Genomic DNA, 18,355 nt, shown 5'->3' with positions numbered 1-18,355 from the left:
CGGGCGGTGCGTGTCGCGGAAGGGGCCGAAGCCGGGTCGAATCAGGCGCCGAGCGCCGCTGACTCCGACTCGTGGATGGTGAACACCTTGGCGAGGCCGGTGATGCGGAAGATCTTCAGCAGGCGGTCCTGGGAGCAGATCAGCTCCATGGAGCCCTCGTGGGCGCGCACCTTCTTCAGGCCGCCGACGAGTACGCCGAGCCCGGTGGAGTCGAGGAAGTCGACGTTCTCCATGTCGATCACCAGCTGGTGGTGACCGTCACCGACGAGCTCGGTGATCTTGTCGCGGAGCTTCGGCGCCGTGTAGACGTCGATCTCCCCGCCGACGGAGACAATCGTGCGACTGTCCACCTCGCGGGTCTGCAACGAAAGATCCACGGTCTCTCCTCCGAGCCAGGGGCCTACCCCGGTCCCCCACTCCTACGCTTCCATTTTTATCTGAAATGTATTGAACCACGCCACGGCCGCCGCCGTGGGCAGACCGTCAGGGTCCGCTGAGAGACTGAACGGGTGCAGGTGGTGGATCTCGAAACGCTGGTGGGGCGGCTGGCAGGCGGCCCCGGGCGCAGCGACAGCCTCACCCACCTCGAGGTCGTCGAGGCGCGTCCTGCGCGTGTCGCCGCGTGGCCGACGTGGCTGCACGAACCCGTCCGCGAGGCGTTCGAGCGGCTCGGCGTACCTGCTCCGTGGACGCACCAGGTGGCGGCCGCCGACCTCGCCCACCAAGGGCGGCACACGGTCATCTCGACGGGGACGGCGTCGGGCAAGTCGCTGGCCTATCTACTGCCGGGGCTGCACGCGATCGAGTCCTCGCGGGGGCCGAAGGGCCAGCGCGGCACCGGTGTCCTCTACCTCGCGCCGACCAAGGCGCTCGCCCAGGACCAGCTGGCCACCCTGCGCCGCCTCGGCCAGGCGGGCCTCCCCGACCTGCGCTGCTCCACCCACGACGGCGACTCCACGCCGGAGATGCGGGAGTGGACACGCGACCACGGCGAGTACGTCCTGACCAACCCCGACATGCTGCATCGCTCGCTGCTGCCGGGTCACGCGCGCTGGTCACGGTTCTTCGGTTCGCTGCGCTACGTCGTGATCGACGAGTGCCACCACTACCGCGGCGTCTTCGGTGCCCACGTCGCCCAGATCCTGCGGCGGCTGCGGCGGGTGGCTGCGCTGTACGGCGCCCACCCCACCTTCGTGCTGGCCTCGGCCACGGTCGCGGAGCCGGAGGTGTCGGCCGGGCGGCTCACCGGCCTCGACGTCGTGGCCGTCACCGACGACGGCTCGCCGCGCGGGCGCACGGCACTGGCCCTGTGGGAACCGCCCTTCGTGCCCGGCGTGGGCGAGAACGGTGCGCCCGTACGCCGCTCCGCCACCAGCGAGGTCGCCGACCTGTTGACCGACCTCGTCGTCGATCGAGTGCGCACCCTCGCGTTCATCCGGTCCAGGCGTGGGGCCGAGACGGTGGCCCTCACGGCACGGCGGCTGCTCGGCGAGGTCGACCCGAGCCTGGTCGACCAGGTCGCGGCCTACCGCGGTGGCTACCTCCCCGAGGAGCGCCGCGAGCTCGAGGCGGCCCTGCGTGACGGCCGGCTGATCGGCCTGGCCGCGACCAACGCCCTCGAGCTCGGCATCGACGTCAGCGGCCTCGACGCCGTGCTGCTCGCCGGCTTCCCGGGCACCCGCGCCGCGCTGTGGCAGCAGGTCGGTCGCGCCGGGCGGGGCGCCCGTGACGCGTTGGGGGTGATGGTCGCGCGCGACGACCCGCTGGACACCTACCTGGTCAACCACCCGGAGGCCCTCCTCGGCCAACCGGTGGAGGCCAACGTCTTCGACCCGGACAACCCCTACGTCCTCGGACCGCACCTGTGCGCCGCCGCGGCCGAGTCGCCGCTCACGCTCGAGGACCTGCCCCTGTTCGGGCCCGCAGCCCAGGCTGCACTCGACGCACTCACCGAGGGCGGGCTGCTGCGGCGCCGCCCGCGCGGCTGGTTCTGGACCGACCGACGCCGCGCGAGCGACCTCGCCGACATCCGCTCGAGCGGCGGCTCGCCCGTCCGGTTGGTCGAGGACGTCACCGGTCGCGTCCTGGGCACCGTCGATGCCTCTGCCGCCCACGGCACGGCCCACACCGGCGCGGTCTACCTGCACCAGGGAGAGACCTGGCTGGTGGCCGAGCTCGACCTCGACGAGTCGGTGGCGGTCGTGGTCCCGGCGCAGCCCGACTACTCGACCTCGGCCCGCGAGATCACCGACATCGAGATCCTTGCCGAGCGGGCGGTGGTGCCCTGGGGCGAGGCGCGGCTCAGCCTGGGCGACGTGCGGGTCTCCCATCAGGTGGTCTCGTTCCTGAAACGGAAGGTTCCCTCGGGTGAGGTGATCGGCGAGGAGCCGCTCGACCTGCCCGAGCGGGTGCTGCAGACCACCGCCGTGTGGTGGACGCTGCCGGACCACGTGCTCACCGAGTCCGGGATCGCCGAGGCCGACCTGCCCGGAGCCGCGCACGCCGCCGAGCACGCATCCATCGGACTGCTACCGCTCTTCGCGACGTGCGACCGGTGGGACATCGGCGGGGTCTCCACAGCACTGCACCCCGACACGGGGCGCCTGACCGTGTTCGTCCACGACGGTCACCCCGGCGGCGCCGGGTTCGCCGAGCGCGGCTTCCACGCGGCGCGACCCTGGCTGCGCGCCACCCGCGAGGCCATCGCGTCCTGCGCCTGCACCGATGGCTGCCCGTCGTGCGTGCAGTCGCCGAAGTGCGGCAACCAGAACAACCCCCTGGACAAATCCGGGGCGATCGCCCTGCTCGACCTCCTGCTCGAGGGCGCTCCTGACGACTAACCCGGGCTCGCTCCTCTAGGGTCGAACCGACTCATCGGAAAGGTCGTGCCTCGTGTTCGTCGCCGCCCTGATCATCTTGATCATCGCCGTCCTGCTGGTGCTCGCCGCCGTGTTCGGAGGCGGCGACGCGACCACCATCGACATGGGCTCCTTCAACGTCAACGGCTCGGCCTCGCTGGTGTTCTTCGCCGGCATGGGCACGCTGCTGCTGATCGTGCTGAGCCTGCTGCTGTTCCGCAGTGCCGCCAAGCGCGCCGCCGCGCGTCGCGCCGATCGCAAGAAGGTCGGCGAGCTGAGCAACCAGCTCGACGAGTACAAGCGCGAGGAGCGTGACTCGGGCGACCACACCGAGGACTGAACGCGCGCGATCACGGCCCGGCGTCGACGGCCGGGCCAGCACGCCCCCGAGCCTCGAGGTCGAGCACCCCGCCCGGCAGCGACGGCGTGTGGGCGGTGACCACGACCGAGACGTTCCAGCCCTCGATCTGGCAGCCGCTCAAGCGAGCCCGGTTGCGCCCGGCGACGTCGGCCGCCTGCGCGCACGCGTCGCCGCCATCCTGCAGCGCCGCCGCGCCTGCCAGGGCGGCCAGGTCGGCGGCCGCCTGGGCCGTGCGATGGGTGGCGACCACCCCCACCACGCCCGCGGCCGCCACGGTCACGGTCACCAGCAGCCCCATCATCGCCACCGCCAGGACCGTCCCGGCACCTCGCTCGTCGGTGCCGGGACGCCTCACCACGTGGGCTCCTCTGCGGCGACTGCCTCGGCGGTCACGTGGAAGGCCGCCAGTCGCCCGAACAACCCGGCCGGTCCGCGCACCGGGCTGCTGACCCGGGCCACCACCGTCCCGTTGACGCGGCTGACGCTGATGCGCGACCCGTCGGGGGCGACCCGGCGACCGAGCGAGGTCGCCTCACCGCTCGAGTCCGAGCGGGCTGCAGCTCGAGCGGTCTCCCGGGCCGCGTCGATGGCGCGGACATCGGTGATGCCGAGGCTCACCAGCCACGCCATGGAGAGCGCGAAGATGGCGATCAGCGGCAACGCCATCGCCGTCTCCGCGGTGACCGCGCCGGACTCGTCGCGTCGCATGTGGGTCTCCAGTCTCCGATGAGCTGTCGAGGGGGTGCGGCCGGCGGAGCGGACAGCCCCAGCGCGCCCCGCCGGCCGGCCTGGGGGCTCAGAAGGGGAGCAGGCCCTTGATGGCGTTGAAGATCAGCTTCAAGAAGCCCTGCCCCGCCGAGCTGGTGAGGAACTTGAACAGGACCGCGGCGAACCCGACACCGCAGCCGGTGACGGTGGCGTATTCGGCGGTCGTGGCGCCGACCTCGTCCCGGAGCAGGCGGAGCCGGGGGCTCCTGGCGCGGTCCTGGGACTCCTCGACGAGGGCGAGTGCGGTGTTGCTCATGACGGTCTCCTGACTGGCGACCCGGGCCGTGGGGGTCCGGGGTGGATGTGTTGACGTGGTCGAGGTTTCTCGACCCGGCCTCCGAGCGCGATCACGTCTTTCTGCCCGGTGGAGAACCTGGGTGCGGCCATGGTCTGTGGACGTGTGCTGGTCACCAGAAGAGCCGCATCGAGCTGAAGACGCCGACCACCATCGGCACCACGCCGAGCACCACGAAGGCCGGCAGCAGGCACAGTCCGAGCGGTGCTGCCGCCTTGACCTCGATGCTGCGAGCACGGGTCTCGACGTCCGCGCGGGCCTGCGCCCTCAGCTCCTCGGCGAGCTGGTGCACCGCCCGTCCGACGGGTGCACCGGTCTCGTGGGCACGACCGATCGCACGTCCCAGTGGTCCGAGCTGGGGATGGGCTGCGACGGCGCGCCAGACCTGGGCCGGGTCGACTCCGACCTCGAGCCGGTGGTGGATGGCGAGCATTTCCTCGCCGACGGGCCCCTCCAGCGCGCGACTCACCACGACCAGCGAGGACTCCGGCGCCGCCCCTGCGTCGAGGCACGCGGCGAGCAGGTCGACTCCGGTGGGCAGGTCGTCCAGCAGCTGCTCCCGACGTCGTACGGCGGCCGGATCCTCCGCGCGACCCAGGACGACCCACACCGCCACGGCCGAGCCGGACCCGGCCACCCAGCCGACTGGTCCGCCGAACATCGCCCACCCGCCCGCGAAGGCGGTCGTCGCCAGCACGGGTCGCAGCCGGCGCAGCACCGCCCGCTCACCCGACCCCGAGGCTGACCGAGGAGCGACGGTCCCGGGTGGCTCAGGCAGCAGCACAGGTCGCGGTCTGAGGAACAAGGCGACGGACAGCGCAGCGAGCGACCCGACCAGCCAGGAGACTCCACCGCTCATCGGCCGAGCACCCGGTCGGCGATGCGCTCGAGCCACAGCAACCCGGCGAAGGACAAGCCCAGCCCGATGGCCAGGCACACCAGACCCGCCGTCGTCCCGGTGAGGAACCCGACCGGGTCACCCCCGATGCCGGTGCCGAGCAGCAGGACGCCGACCGGCAGCGCCGCCAGCATCCGGGCGGTGGCGTGGGCCGAGGCCAGCTCGGTAGCGACCAGCCTGGCGGTGCGACGGTCGGCACGGATGGCGTCCGCCGCCTGTCCGATCGCCGCCGCGAGCCCCGAGCCGGTGTCGTGGGCCACCTGCCAGGTCGCCGCGAGCGTGCGCAGCTGGCGGGCACCGGGACGGTGGGCGAGCTCGCGCAGCTGGCTGGGCACGTCGGCGCCCATCTGCCCGGCAACCGCGACCGGCGCGAAGTCGGGCCACTCCTCGGCAGCACGACGGAGGCTGACCAGGGGCGGCTGACCGGCAGCCAGGTCGGAGGCCATCGCGTCGCACACCGCCAGGACCCGCTCGGCCGTTCGGTCTGCTGCTCGCGCCACCTGTCGCCTCCGGACCAGCCGAGCGATGCCCAGGACCACGAGTCCGAGCAGTGTGACCAGCGCGAACTGGTGCGCGTCCAGCCAGGACCACAGCGCCAGCGCACCCGAGACCAGCGTGACCACGACCCGCACTCGCGGCACGGCCCGGTCGGCCGAGGGCGCGCCGGGCAGCTGCGTGGGGGCCGGGATCGCAAGCGTGGTCGCGACCGCCACGAGTGCCACCGCCAGCAGGGTCACGGCTCGATCAGGGCCGAAAGGACGTCGATCGCCGGACCGGGACGCAGCTGGCCGTCGGGAGCGAACGCGACGCCCGTGGCCACCTCGACGTGACCGTCGGGTGCTCGGGTGACCACGCCGATCTCCCTCACCCGACGCATCCGGTCGACGTCTCGGCCGAGGTGGATGACGATGTCGACGGCCGAGCTGAGCTGGCTGTGCGCGGCCTCGCGGCTGAGCCCGGCAGCCATGGCCAGCCCCTCGATGCGGCTCGGCACGTCGGCGGCCGAGTTGGCGTGCACGGTCGCGCACCCTCCCTCGTGGCCGGTGTTCATCGCGGCCAGCATGTCGACGACCTCGGCCCCACGAACCTCGCCGACCACGAGCCGGTCGGGGCGCATCCGCAGCGCCTGACGGACCAGCGTGCGGAGGGTGACCTCACCGGCCCCCTCGATGTTGGCCGGCCGCGCCTCCAGGGCCACGACGTGGGCGTGCTCCGGCCGGAGCTCGGAGGCGTCCTCCACCAGCACCAGCCGTTCCCCGGCGTCGGCCATGGAGAGCAGAGCGTTCAGCAAGGTCGTCTTGCCGGAGCCGGTGCCGCCGCTGATCAGGACCGCCAACCGTCTTCGGACGACGGACTCCATCAGGCCGACACCGGCCTCCGGCACGGCACCCGCGGCGACCAGCTCGGCCATCGTGAAGACCCGCTGCCTCGGCACCCGGAGGGAGAGCACGGTGCCCGGACGGGACAGCGGAGCGAGCACGGCATGGAAACGGGTCCCGTCGGGCAGCCGCAGGTCGACGTACGGCGAGGCGTCGTCGAGACGGCGGCCACCGGCCGCCGCCAGTCGCTGGGCCAGGCGGCGCACCGACGAGTCATCGGGGAACGTGATGCCGGTGCGCTCGAGCCCGGCACCGCGGTCGATCCAGACCTGGTCGGCGCCGTTGACGAGCACGTCGGTGACCCCCTCGAGACGGAGCACCGGCTCGAGGGGTCCGGCTCCGACGACATCGCGATGCAGCGCGTCGTGCACCGCGAGGACCGTGGCGTCCCCGACCGGGCGTCCCTGGTCGCGCAGCGCCCGGGCCACCAGCTGGGGCGTCAGCGGCGCGGCGTCACGCGCCAACCGTTCGCGTACGCCGTCCAGCAGCTCGACCGGGATGTCGCTCATGCCGCAGCCACTGACCGATCCGGCAGCAGCGCGATGGCGCACGAACGGGCCGCCCGCGCGAGGGTGCCACGACGGGAACGGGCCGGTCCCGCGCCGAGGTTGATCGCCTCGTCGAGCCCTCGCTGGTCGCCCATCGAGGCCAGCAACGGCATCCGTAGCAACCGGCTCACCGACTCGGGGGTGGCGCCGGCCCTGCTCCCCCGCGTGACGAGGTGTCGTTCCGGGCTGAACTCCGGCAGGCGACTCGCCACCCGGGCCGCGGACGTCACGCCCGGCACGGTCAACGTCGAGACCAGCACGACGTGGTCGCAGCGGGTGATCGTCTCCTCCACGACGGCGTCGTGGTGCCGGGGCAGGTCGACCACCACGACGTCGAAGCCGCGCCGCCCGGCCGAGAGCACCTCGCGCATCGCGAACGCCTGCAAAGAGGCGGGACGATCGGGCGGCCAGGTCAGCACCGACAGCATCCCGGTATGCGGCAGCGCCTCGCGCAACGACCGCGAGCTCAGCCGGCCGGTGGTCTGCAGCATCGAGTCCCAGCGGATGCCGTCGGACGACTCGAGCCCGAGCACCCGGTCGATCCCGGCCCCGATGGGATCGGCGTCGACGAGCAGCGTCGGGCCGACGTCGGCCGCCACCTGCGCCAGTGCAGCTGCGAACACCGTGGCACCGGCTCCGCCTGCACCTCCGAGCACCCCGATCGTCACCCCCGGCACGGCCGAGCCGTCGCCGACGTCGGTGAGCAGCTCGACGAGCCAGGTCTCCGACTCCGGCAGGCCGGCCACGGTCTCGGCACCGACCCCGAGGGCGTCGCGGAACAGTGCGTTGTCGAGCGGCGAGCGGCCGAGCACGAAGACGCGAGCACGTCGTGGTGGGCTCGAGGCCGCGAGAACACCGGCGCAGTCGGAACCGACCAGGACGACCGGCGCTGCACTCCACCGGCGCAGCGCCTGGGCCGGGTCGCGCACCACCTCGGGCAGCACGCCGGCGGCAGCACTGAGGCGTTGCACGTCGGAGACGAGCAGTGGATCGGACGAGATCAGGAGAGGGGCGGAGGCATCTCTGGGGGCATCCATGAGTCGATGCTGCGCCGCACCGGCAGCGCCGACGAGCGCGAGATCCGGAGCAGTGGACAACCCGGCACCGACACGGCCTGTGGACGCGAAACGGTCCATCTCATGGGGCAATCCGGCGCGCTGCCTACACTTCAGGACATGAGCCCGGTGCCCCGACCGACGGCAGCCTTCTTCGACCTCGACAAGACCATCATCGCGAAGTCGAGCACGCTTGCCTTCAGCCGCGAGTTCCAGGCCGGCGGACTGATCTCGCGCGGAGCGGTCCTGCGTTCGGCGTACGCACAGTTCGTCTACCTCGTCGGCGGCGCCGACCACGACCAGATGGAGAAGATGCGGCAGTTCATGTCGCAGCTGTGCTCGGGCTGGGACGTCGAGACGGTCAAGGAGATCGTCGGGGACACCCTGCACAACATCGTCGACCCCCTGGTGTACGACGAGGCGGTCAGCCTGATCGAGGAGCACCACCTGGCCGGTCGCGACGTCATCATCGTCTCGACGAGCGGTTCCGAGGTCGTCGAGCCCATCGGCGAGATGCTCGGCGCCGACAAGGTGGTCGCTACCCGGATGGAGGTGCGCGACGGCAAGTACACCGGCGGGATCAGCTTCTATGCCTACGCCGAGAACAAGGCGACCGCCATCCGCGACCTCGCCCTGCGCCGCGGCTACGACCTCAAGCGCAGCTACGCCTACTCCGACTCGATCACCGACGTGCACATGCTCGAGGCCGTCGGCCACCCCCACGCGGTCAACCCCGACAAGGACCTGCGCCGCGTCGCCCGCGACCGCGGCTGGCCGATCCTAGTCTTCAACAAGCCGGTCGCGCTGCGCACCAGGTTGAAGCTCCCACCCGCCCGACAGACCATCGCGGCGCTCACGATCGGCGGTGTCGCGGCCATCGTCGCGGCGGTCTGGCTCAACCTCAGGCGGCGTCGCGCCGCGGCTTGAAAAGTCAAGGGTTGTGTTCCTCTGGGCCCCGGCGTACACAGGACACAACAACTCCAGAGCTCACACGGTGGCGGTACCCACGCGGCGATCTACCCTTCCTACAGGGCGCTGGTCAGACCCGGAACCGCCGGGGGCCACAGTTAGACAATGCACGCCTGGTAGCCAATCCCGTGTGTCGAGCGGCATCGAGATCTTCCAAGAATTCTTGGAGGAGTTCGGTGCCGCTCATCTGTCCAGGAGCGGGCTCGCCTCGGCGCCCTTCGTCTGTGCCTCGGCGGCGTACAGCAACCAGGAGTGCAGCCCGTCGCGTCCGCCGTCGCGGTAGCCGCGCAGGTTCGACTCGTACGCCGCCCGCAGGGCCAGGTGCCCGGCTTCGGGTACGACGAGCGAGGCCGGGTCGACTCCCCGGGCGACCATGACCAGCCGCTCGGCCGCGCGCGCTACCAGCCCGTCGTGGGTGCCGAACGGCTCGGCCGTGACGAGATCGGCGTGCACCAGCGCCGCCACGATCAGCCCGGGTGTCGAGGTCGCCAGCAAGGTGGCCGACAACGACTGCAGCCGCTGAGCACCCTCGGGCGAGCCGGGCTGCCCGGACCCGCCGGCCAGCACGTGCAGCCGCGCGAACGCCTGCAGCGGCGAACGCCCGATCACGGGTACGAGCGACAACAGCTCGGTGCTCACCCGCACCGCGCCGGCGGCCACCTCGTCACCGAGACCAGCACGCACGTCCTCGAGCGACGAAGCCGATCCGGCGAGCTCGGCGCTGGCGTGTGCACCCCTCAACAGCGACTCCGCCGTCTGCTCCGGCGAGGTCCGGCGCAGTCCGCGGTCACGCAGCATCACGTCGATCCCGTCACGGGTCGCGGCGAAGGCCGACGGCACGCCCTCGAGCCCGGTGAGCCAGGCGAGCGGGTCACTGGCGGAATCGGTCGACGGGTGGGGCACGGCCGGAACGCTATCGGGTAACTTCGAGCGCACGATGAGCGAGCCCAGGAGCGAGCCCCAGCGCGAGCACGGCGCACCCCCGCAACGGTCGTTCGGACCGGTGGCCGATGCCTACGACCGCGCCCGCCCGTCGTACCCCGACGACGCCGTGCACTGGATGGTCGGCTCCGGACGTTCCATGGTCCTCGAGCTCGGTGCCGGCACCGGCAAGCTGACCGAGGTGCTGCACCGCGCCGGCCACGACGTGCTCGCCACCGACCCGCTCCCCGACATGCTGGCGGTGCTGGCCACGCGCGTCGACGCGCACCACGTCGTCGCGACCGCTGAGCAGATCCCGGTCCGCTCCCGCTCGGTCGACGTGGTCGTGTGCGGGCAGTCCTTCCACTGGTTCGACCACGACGTGGCGATGGCCGAGATCGCGCGGGTGCTGCGTCCCGGCGGGGTGCTCGCGCTGGCGTGGAACACCTACGACGAGGGCATTCCGTGGGTGAAGCGCCTCAAGCGCCTGCTCTCTCCCGACGCCAGCAGCGAGAAGGACGCGATGCCGCTGATGGAGACGCCGTACTTCGGCTTCGTGGACAGCAAGCAGTTCCGCATCTGGCAGCCCCACACGGCGAAGACGCTGGCCGACCTGGCCCGCTCGGTCTCCCACGTCGCCACGATGAGCGAGTCCGCGCGGGCCGACGTGCTGGCCAAGGTCGACTCGCTGTACGCCGAGTACGGCCGCGGCCACGACGGCATGCAGGTGCCCTACATCACGCGGTGCTACCGGGCCGTCGTACGTCATCAGGACCTGCCGCCGGAGAACCTCGACGCGCCACCGCCCGGCCTCGAGGACGACGACAGCGAGGAAACCGGGCCTGTCACCCGGCCGCCGCGCAAGCCGCCCGAGGACCCCGGCATGCAGCTGATCGACTTCCACTGACGGCCGTCTCAGAACCCGTCGTGCCGGGCCCTTACCCATCTACTCTTGATGCATGGCTCGGTGGCGATGGCTACGGCCCGGTCACCTCGGCAGCGAGGGCGACCGTGCCACTTTCCGCACACTGCACACCGTCTCGCTGATGACGGCCGCGCTGCGCACCGGCCTGAGCACGGGCTCCGCTGAACGATCGGTGCGACACCTGCGCTCGCTGCTCTCCGCGCCGGCCGTCGCGCTCACCGACACCGCGGGGCTGCTGGCCTGGGACGGGCAGGCCCGCCCCCACGTCGAGGGCGCGGCCTCGCTGGCGCTCTCGGGGGTCGCCGACGGCAACACCACGGTGCACGACCACGCCGAGTTCGACTGCGGCGACCCGACCTGCGCGCTGCGCAAGGCCGTCGTCAGCCCGCTCACCGTCGAGGACAACGTGATCGGGACCTTCATGGTCTTCGCGCCGCTGGCATCGGCCGGCCTGGTGCGCGCGACCACCGAGGTCGCCGGCTGGGTGTCGGGCCAGCTCGAGCTGGCCGAGCTCGACGTCTCCCGGACGAGGTTGATGGAGGCCGAAGTGCGCGCGCTGCGGGCGCAGATCTCGCCGCACTTCGTCTACAACGCACTCAGCGCCATCGCGTCGTTCGTGCGCACCGACCCCGACCGCGCGCGCGAGCTGCTGCTCGACTTCGCCGACTTCTCGCGCTACTCGCTCCAGCGGCACGGTGAGTACACGACCCTCGAGGAGGAGCTCCGGTCGATCGAGCGCTACCTCGTGCTCGAGCAGGCGCGCTTCGGCGAGCGGCTCCAGGTCACCCTCCGGATCGCGCCCGAGGTGCTCCCGGTGACCGTGCCGGTGCTCTCGCTGCAGCCCCTGGTGGAGAACGCCGTGCGCCACGGGCTCGGGGAGAAGGAGGGTGGCGGCCGCATCTCGATCTCGGCCGAGGACCACGACCGCGAGGCGGTGATCCACATCGAGGACGACGGTGTCGGCGAGGACCCCGAGCGGGTACGACGGGCGCTGGCCGGGGACAGCTCGATGGACTCGATCGGTCTGAGCAACGTCGACGAGCGCCTCCGGACGGCGTACGGCGACGAGTACGGCCTGGTCGTCGAGACCGCTCCCGGAGCCGGCACCCGGGTGACCCTGCGCGTGCCCAAGTTCGCCGTGGGGGTGCGCCCGTGAGTACGACGCAACCGCTGCGGGTGCTCGTGGTCGACGACGAGCAGCCCGCCCTCGACGAGCTCGTCTACCAGCTCGGCAAGGACGAGCGCGTCGGCTCCATCGACGGGTGCGACTCCGCACCGGAAGCGTTGCGGGTACTGCGCGACACCGAGGTCGACGTGGTCTTCCTCGACGTCGCCATGCCCGGCCTCGACGGGCTCGAGCTCGCCTCGGTGCTCAGCCGCTTCAAGCAGCCGCCGCAGGTCGTCTTCGTCACCGCCCACACCGAGCACGCCGTGGACGCCTTCGACCTGCACGCCGTCGACTACCTGCTCAAGCCGGTGCGCGAGGACCGTCTGCGCGAGGCCGTCCGCCGGGTCACCGAGGTCGGCGCGGCGCCGCCCAGCGAGGACAGCATCCCGGTCGAGCTCGGCGGCGTGACGCGGTTCGTCCAGCGCTCGGAGGTCCGCTACGTCGAGGCCCAGGGCGACTACGCGCGGCTGCACACGGCGTCGGGAAGCCACCTCGTGCGGCTGCCGCTGAGCTCGCTCGAGCAGCGGTGGAGCGAGCACGGCTTCCTGCGGATCCACCGCTCGCTGCTGATCGCGCTGCACCACGTCGACGAGGTGCGCGTGGAGGACGGCCGCTGCACGGTGCTGGTCGGCGGCACCGTCCTCCAGGCCAGCCGACGGCACGCACCCGAGCTGCGCGAGCTGCTCCGGCTGCACCGCCAGGGCGCTTCGTGACTCCTCCCGAGGCCGAGCCCGGACCGCGGCCCCAGCGCGTCGTGGTGACCAGCCCGCGCGTGGGTCGGCGCCGCCCGACGACCATCGCCTCGGAGATCGACGCGCAGAGCACCGTCGGCGAGGTCTACATGCGCTCGCTGATGCGCATCCAGCTGCGACTGGCGCTCACGGTCGTGGGACTCCTCGCTGCCACGGTCGGGGTGCTTCCGCTCGTGTTCCGACTCAGCTCCGGCGTACGACGGATGCACCTGCTCGGCGTACCTCTCCCCTGGCTGGTCCTCGGCGTGGGCGTCTACCCGGTGATCCTCGCCCTCGCTGTCTTCTACGTACGCCGCGCGGAGCGGATCGAGGCCGACTTCACCGACATGGTGGGACGCGAACGAGGACCGTCGTGAACACCCTGGCCGTCCTCGCCGTGCTGGCGGTCTCGCTCGTGACCCTGGCGGTCGGCGCCGTCGGGCTGCGCATCTCGCGCACCACGAGCGACTTCTACGTCGCCTCCCGCGCCGTCGGACCGGTCCTCAACGCGTCGGCGATCAGCGGCGAGTACCTCTCCGCCGCGTCGTTCCTCGGCGTGGCCGGGCTGGTGCTGCTGCGGGGTGTCGACATGCTCTGGTACCCAGTCGGCTGGACGGCCGGCTACCTGATGCTGCTGGTGTTCGTCGCGGCGCCGCTGCGGCGGTCCCGCGCCTACACGCTCCCCGACTTCGCGGAGTTCCGGGTCGAGTCCTTGCCGGCCCGACGGGTGGCCAGCGCGCTGGTGGTGCTGATCGGGCTGCTCTACCTGGTGCCGCAGTTCCAGGGAGCCGGACTCACCCTGAGCGCGCTGACCGGGTCACCGACGTGGGTGGGGGCGATGGTGGTGGCACTCGTCGTGCTCGCCAACGTCGTCTCGGGCGGCATGCGGAGCATCACCATCGCGCAGGCCTTCCAGTACTGGCTCAAGCTGGTCGCCCTGCTCACCCCGCTGGTCTTCCTGCTCCGCCGTTGGCTGGACACCGGCGCCGTGCACGCCCACCTCGACTCCCGCGCCTGGGTGGAGCCGATGCAGGGGCCGCACTCCACCTACCTCGTCTACTCGCTGATCCTGGCCACCTTCCTCGGCACGATGGGGCTGCCCCACGTGGTGGTGCGCTTCTACACCAACCGCGACGGCCACGCCGCCCGTCGTACGACGGTGACGGTGCTGGGCATGCTGAGTGCCTTCTACCTGCTCCCGACGATGTACGGCGTCCTGGGCCGCGTCTACGCCTCCGACCTGATCGCTTCCGGACGCACCGACTCGGTGGTGCTCGAGCTGCCGCGCCGGATCCTCGGCGGCACCGGCGGCGACCTGCTCACCGCGCTGCTCGGAGCCGGCGCGTTCGCGGCGTTCCTGTCGACCTCGTCGGGACTGGTCGTCTCGGTCGGTGGGGTGCTGGGCCAGGACCTGCTGGGCCGCTGGCTCGGCGGCGTCCCGGCCTTCCGGGTCGCCGGCGTCCTGGCCGTCGCCGCCGCGCTCGTGCTCACCCTGCTCTCGTCGGGACTCGCGGTCGCCCACGCCGTCGAGCTCGCCTTCGCCGTGGCCGCCTCCACGTTCTGCCCGCTCCTGCTGCTGGGCATCTGGTGGCGCGGCCTGACCGCACCGGGTGCCGTCGCCGGGCTCTCGGTGGGCGGCATCCTCTCCTCCTCCGCCGTTCTCACCGTGATGCTCGGTGGGGCCCCCTCCGGGTGGCTCGGCGCCGTGGTCACCCAGCCGGCACTGGTCAGCGTGCCGGCCGCCTTCGCCAGCATGATCGGGGTCTCGCTGCTGACGCGCGCCCACCTGCCGGCACACCTGGCCCGCACCCTCGTGCGGCTGCACACCCCCGAGGACCTCGACCTCGATCGGGGCAGCTACCACCCCGAGAACGCGCGGAGCTGACCCTCCGTTCGTCGCACGGATACCGCCGCTCGTCGCAGTGTGACGTGCGCCATACCGATGGTTCGGTGCCGTTGAGCGACCGGGGCGCTCCAGCCCTCCCGGGTCGGGTGCCGCTCTCCCTAGCCTCGGTGGCGAGAGGCACATCCCGACCGCTAGGAGATCCCATGTCTCAGACACACGCACCCGAGACCGCCCCGGCGGCGGGTCTCGCACCCGGTGCCCACATCGCCGATCCCGCCCCCCTCGGACTGGCGGCGTTCGCGCTGACCACGGCCGTGCTGAGTGCCGTCAACGCCGGCTGGGTCCCGGCCAGCGTCGAGCCTGTCGTCTTCGGACTCGCCCTGGCCTACGGCGGTGTCGGCCAGTTCGCGGCCGGCATGTGGGAGTTCGCCAAGGGCAACACCTTCGGCGCGACCGCGTTCTCGTCGTACGGCGCCTTCTGGGTCTCGTTCTGGTGGCTGACCGGCCACTCCGGCGTCGACAAGATCCCCGCCGACGACGCGGCCAAGGGCGTCGGCCTCTACCTGCTGGTCTGGGGCATCTTCACCGCCTACATGTCGGTCGCCGCCAGCAAGGTGAGCGGCGCAGTGCTGGCGGTCTTCGTACTGCTGACCCTGACCTTCCTGATCCTCGCCTGGGGTGAGTTCGCCACCTCCGACGGCATCCACAAGCTCGGTGGCTACGTCGGGCTGCTCACCGCGCTGGCAGCGTGGTACGCGTCGTTCGCCGGTGTCACGGCGTTCACGCACAAGAGGCAGCTGGTCCCGGTCGCGCCGCGCTGACCACGCAAGAGCCCATCTGGCACCGGGGCGGTGCGGCACGACTCGGCCGCGCCGCCCCGTCTTTTCAACAACTGACCCTCGTAGACCCTGCGGCTTCCGCCTACGGTGGGCATACGACGACTGATCGGAGTAGACGTGAGTGACGAGACGCTGGCCAACCTGTCGCACGAGGAGCGCCGTTTCGAGCCCCCCAAGGAGCTCGCCGAGAACGCCAACGTCAAGGCTGATGCCTACGAGGAGGCCGACAAGGACCGCCTCGCGTTCTGGGAGAAGGCCGCCGAGCGGTTGTCCTGGGACACCAAGTGGGACCAGGTGCTCGACTGGGACAACGCCCCGTTCGCGAAGTGGTTCGTGGGCGGCAAGCTCAACGCGGCGTACAACTGCGTCGACCGGCACGTCGAGAACGGCAACGGCGACAAGGTCGCCTTCCACTGGGTGGGCGAGCCCGACGACGACACCCGTGACATCACCTACGCCGAGCTCAAGGACTCCGTGTGCCAGGCCGCGAACGCGCTGATCGAGCTGGGCGTGGAGACCGGCGACCGCATCGCCATCTACATGCCGATGATCCCCGAGACCGTCGTGGCCATGCTGGCCTGCGCCCGGCTCGGCGCCCCGCACACCGTGGTGTTCGGCGGCTTCTCCTCCTCCGCGTTGCGTGATCGCATCCAGGACTGCGACGCCCGCGTCGTGATCACCGCCGACGGCGGCTACCGCCGCGGCGCCCCGGCTTCGCTCAAGCCGGCCGTGGACGAGGCGGTCAGCCAGTGTCCCGACGTACGCTCCGTGCTCGTCGTGAAGCGCACCGGTCAGGACGTCGAGTGGGACGACGGCCGCGACGTCTGGTGGCACGACACGGTCGAGAAGGCCAGCACCGAGCACACCCCGGAGGCCTTCGACAGCGAACACCCGCTCTACGTGATGTACACCTCCGGCACCACCGGCAAGCCCAAGGGCATCCTGCACACGACCGGTGGCTATCTCGTCGGTACGTCGTACACCCACTGGGCGGTCTTCGACATCAAGCCCGAGACCGACATCTTCTGGACCGCTGCCGACATCGGCTGGGTCACCGGGCACAGCTACATCGTCTACGGGCCGCTGGCCAACGGGGCCACCTCGGTGATGTACGAGGGCACTCCCGACACCCCGCACAAGGGACGGTGGTGGGACATCATCGAGAAGTACAAGGTGACGATCCTCTACTGCGCCCCGACCGCGATCCGCACGTTCATGAAGTGGGGCAAGGAGATCCCGGAGAAGGCCGACCTCTCCTCGCTCCGCCTGCTGGGCTCGGTCGGTGAGCCGATCAACCCCGAGGCCTACATCTGGTACCGCGAGAACATCGGCGCGAACACGTGCCCGGTGATGGACACCTGGTGGCAGACCGAGACCGGGCAGCTGATGATCAGCCCGCTCCCGGGTGTCACGGCGGGCAAGCCAGGCTCCGCGATGAAGGCGCTGCCGGGCATCTCGGCCGAGGTGGTCAACGACGAGGGCGAGCCCGTGGGCAACGGCAAGGGCGGCTACCTCGTGCTGACCGAGCCGTGGCCGGCCATGTTGCGCACCCTCTGGGGCGACGACGACCGCTACCGGGAGACCTACTGGTCCCGGTTCGAGAAGCAGGGCTACTACTTCGCTGGCGACGGCGCCAAGCTCGACGACGACGGCGACATCTGGCTGCTGGGCCGCGTGGACGACGTGATGAACGTGTCCGGCCACCGGCTCTCCACGACCGAGATCGAGTCGGCCCTGGTCTCCCACCCACGGGTCGCCGAAGCGGCGGTCGTCGGCGCCAAGGACGAGCAGAGCGGCCAGGCGGTGAACGCCTTCGTGATCCTGCGCGAGTCGGCACTCAAGGACGGCGAGGAGGCTCCTGACGACCTGATCAAGGAGCTGCGCGACCACGTGGCCAAGGAGATCGGCGCCATCGCCAAGCCGAAGTCGATCCTGGTGGTGGCCGAGCTGCCGAAGACGCGCTCCGGCAAGATCATGCGCCGCCTGCTCAAGGACGTCGCCGAGCACCGCGAGGTCGGCGACGTCACCACCCTGGCCGACGACTCGGTGATGCAGCTGATCGAGGACGGGATGAACTCCGAGAAGGCCGACGAGGACTGATCCTCACCGCAGCAGACGTCATACGAGGTGGTCGCTATTGCAACCACCTCGTATGACGTCCGAGTGCTTTCAGGCGGCGGTGCGGCGGTTCTCGTCGGCCGTGACGAGAGCCTGCATCAGGTCGCGGAGTGCGCGCTCGACGTCGGCGTCGGCGAGCTGGCCGTCGACCACGGCGGCGTGCACGGAGGGGACGCCCAGGCTCTGCTCGAGAGGTACGGCGCCCGCGACCCGGAGCACCTTCTCTGCCTCCTCGCGGGCCCACTGCGCTCCCCGGGGCGAGGGGCTCACCGAGATCACGGCGACCGGCTTGCCCGCGATGGAGGACTCGCCGCGCGGGCGGGAGGCCCAGTCGATCGCGTTCTTGAGCACGCCCGGCATCGAGCCGTTGTACTCGGGCGTGGCCACGACCAGCCCGTCGGCCCGTCGTACGGCCTCACGGAAGGCGACCACGGCAGCCGGGGGCTGGTCGGTGTCGAGGTCCTGGTCGTAGTGCGGCAGGTCGCCGAGTCCGTCGTAGACCAGCGTGTCGGTGCCCTCAGGCAGCAGCGAGGCCGCTGATCCGGTCAGCCGCGCGGTCCACGAGTCGGCCCGCAGGCTGCCCACCAGCATCAGGATGTTCATGTGTTCCTTCGGTCGAGGTTGTCGCGTTGGTACTTCAACGTTCAACAACATCGGAGGTCACGCCCTGATTCCG

20 protein-coding genes are annotated in these 18,355 nt (G+C 71.3%); 10 read left to right on the top strand and 10 right to left on the bottom strand.

What is annotated here, in order from left to right:
* Window positions 1-41 precede the first annotated feature (41 nt).
* Window positions 42-377, bottom strand: a complete 336-nt coding sequence (locus H976_RS0117385) for an STAS domain-containing protein (protein ID WP_027862574.1) — start codon at window positions 375-377, stop codon at window positions 42-44.
* Between the two features lie 132 nt (window positions 378-509).
* On the opposite strand from H976_RS0117385, the gene H976_RS0117380 reads away from it, so the two are divergent.
* Together H976_RS0117380 and H976_RS0117375 are read left to right on the top strand one after the other, a co-directional pair.
* Window positions 510-2,840, top strand: coding sequence for a DEAD/DEAH box helicase (locus H976_RS0117380; protein WP_027862573.1), 2,331 nt, complete (start codon window positions 510-512; stop codon window positions 2,838-2,840).
* Window positions 2,841-2,892: 52 nt separating this feature from the next.
* Window positions 2,893-3,198, top strand: a complete 306-nt coding sequence (locus H976_RS0117375; protein WP_027862572.1) for a hypothetical protein — start codon at window positions 2,893-2,895, stop codon at window positions 3,196-3,198.
* 10 nt (window positions 3,199-3,208) lie between these two features.
* On the opposite strand, the gene H976_RS0117370 is transcribed toward H976_RS0117375, so the two are convergent.
* The 7 genes from H976_RS0117370 to ssd all read right to left on the bottom strand — a co-directional run bounded on the left by H976_RS0117370 (window position 3,209) and on the right by ssd (window position 8,144).
* A complete protein-coding gene (locus H976_RS0117370; RefSeq protein WP_051276971.1) occupies window positions 3,209-3,577 on the bottom strand; it encodes an Rv3654c family TadE-like protein in 369 nt (122 codons plus the stop codon).
* Window positions 3,571-3,927, bottom strand: coding sequence for a TadE family type IV pilus minor pilin (locus H976_RS0117365; protein ID WP_027862570.1), 357 nt, complete (start codon window positions 3,925-3,927; stop codon window positions 3,571-3,573). The genes H976_RS0117370 and H976_RS0117365 overlap by 7 nt, the downstream gene beginning before the upstream one ends.
* An 88-nt stretch (window positions 3,928-4,015) precedes the next feature.
* Window positions 4,016-4,243: a DUF4244 domain-containing protein gene (locus tag H976_RS0117360; protein ID WP_027862569.1), complete on the bottom strand. Its 228-nt coding sequence runs from the start codon at window positions 4,241-4,243 to the stop codon at window positions 4,016-4,018.
* Between the two features lie 151 nt (window positions 4,244-4,394).
* Window positions 4,395-5,141, bottom strand: coding sequence for a type II secretion system F family protein (locus tag H976_RS0117355; protein WP_027862568.1), 747 nt, complete (start codon window positions 5,139-5,141; stop codon window positions 4,395-4,397).
* On the bottom strand, window positions 5,138-5,917 hold the full coding sequence (locus H976_RS27040; RefSeq protein WP_051276970.1) for a type II secretion system F family protein: 780 nt from the start codon (window positions 5,915-5,917) through the stop codon (window positions 5,138-5,140). Before H976_RS27040 ends, H976_RS0117355 begins: the two co-directional genes overlap by 4 nt.
* Complete coding sequence (locus H976_RS0117345) at window positions 5,914-7,068, bottom strand: TadA family conjugal transfer-associated ATPase (RefSeq protein ID WP_027862567.1); 1,155 nt, start codon at window positions 7,066-7,068, stop codon at window positions 5,914-5,916. Before H976_RS0117345 ends, H976_RS27040 begins: the two co-directional genes overlap by 4 nt.
* Window positions 7,065-8,144, bottom strand: a complete 1,080-nt coding sequence (ssd, locus tag H976_RS0117340; RefSeq protein WP_027862566.1) for a septum site-determining protein Ssd — start codon at window positions 8,142-8,144, stop codon at window positions 7,065-7,067. Before ssd ends, H976_RS0117345 begins: the two co-directional genes overlap by 4 nt.
* A 138-nt stretch (window positions 8,145-8,282) precedes the next feature.
* Here ssd and H976_RS0117335 point away from each other — a divergent pair, with 138 nt between their 5' ends.
* Window positions 8,283-9,089 carry an HAD family phosphatase gene (locus H976_RS0117335; RefSeq protein WP_036227101.1) on the top strand — a complete coding sequence of 269 codons (807 nt, stop codon included), beginning with the start codon at window positions 8,283-8,285 and terminating at the stop codon, window positions 9,087-9,089.
* A gap of 225 nt (window positions 9,090-9,314) precedes the next feature.
* On the opposite strand, the gene H976_RS0117330 is transcribed toward H976_RS0117335, so the two are convergent.
* Complete coding sequence (locus tag H976_RS0117330) at window positions 9,315-10,034, bottom strand: hypothetical protein (RefSeq protein WP_027862564.1); 720 nt, start codon at window positions 10,032-10,034, stop codon at window positions 9,315-9,317.
* Between the two features lie 34 nt (window positions 10,035-10,068).
* On the opposite strand from H976_RS0117330, the gene H976_RS27035 reads away from it, so the two are divergent.
* From H976_RS27035 to acs, 7 genes are all read left to right on the top strand, one after another.
* On the top strand, window positions 10,069-10,959 hold the full coding sequence (locus H976_RS27035; protein ID WP_051276969.1) for a class I SAM-dependent methyltransferase: 891 nt from the start codon (window positions 10,069-10,071) through the stop codon (window positions 10,957-10,959).
* Between the two features lie 52 nt (window positions 10,960-11,011).
* Window positions 11,012-12,133 (top strand): sensor histidine kinase, encoded by a 1,122-nt coding sequence (locus H976_RS0117320; RefSeq protein WP_027862563.1) that lies wholly within the window; start codon window positions 11,012-11,014, stop codon window positions 12,131-12,133.
* A complete protein-coding gene (locus tag H976_RS0117315; protein WP_027862562.1) occupies window positions 12,130-12,858 on the top strand; it encodes a LytTR family DNA-binding domain-containing protein in 729 nt (242 codons plus the stop codon). The genes H976_RS0117320 and H976_RS0117315 overlap by 4 nt, the downstream gene beginning before the upstream one ends.
* Window positions 12,855-13,253, top strand: a complete 399-nt coding sequence (locus H976_RS0117310) for a hypothetical protein (protein WP_027862561.1) — start codon at window positions 12,855-12,857, stop codon at window positions 13,251-13,253. Before H976_RS0117315 ends, H976_RS0117310 begins: the two co-directional genes overlap by 4 nt.
* Window positions 13,250-14,761, top strand: a complete 1,512-nt coding sequence (locus tag H976_RS0117305) for a cation acetate symporter (protein ID WP_027862560.1) — start codon at window positions 13,250-13,252, stop codon at window positions 14,759-14,761. The genes H976_RS0117310 and H976_RS0117305 overlap by 4 nt, the downstream gene beginning before the upstream one ends.
* Window positions 14,762-14,925: 164 nt before the next feature.
* Window positions 14,926-15,543, top strand: coding sequence for an acetate uptake transporter family protein (locus H976_RS27030; RefSeq protein WP_036227098.1), 618 nt, complete (start codon window positions 14,926-14,928; stop codon window positions 15,541-15,543).
* A 135-nt stretch (window positions 15,544-15,678) separates the two neighbouring features.
* Window positions 15,679-17,661, top strand: a complete 1,983-nt coding sequence (acs, locus tag H976_RS0117295; RefSeq protein WP_027862559.1) for an acetate--CoA ligase — start codon at window positions 15,679-15,681, stop codon at window positions 17,659-17,661.
* A 69-nt stretch (window positions 17,662-17,730) separates the two neighbouring features.
* Here acs and H976_RS0117290 read toward each other — a convergent pair whose 3' ends face one another.
* Window positions 17,731-18,282: an NADPH-dependent FMN reductase gene (locus H976_RS0117290; protein ID WP_036227097.1), complete on the bottom strand. Its 552-nt coding sequence runs from the start codon at window positions 18,280-18,282 to the stop codon at window positions 17,731-17,733.
* Between the last annotated feature and the right edge of the window lie 73 nt (window positions 18,283-18,355).

The sequence above is a fragment of the Marmoricola sp. URHB0036 genome, assembly GCF_000426045.1.
Lineage (GTDB): Bacteria > Actinomycetota > Actinomycetes > Propionibacteriales > Nocardioidaceae > Marmoricola.
The sequence above is the reverse complement of the archived record's forward strand: the minus strand, read 5'-3'. Positions and strand labels throughout refer to the sequence as shown.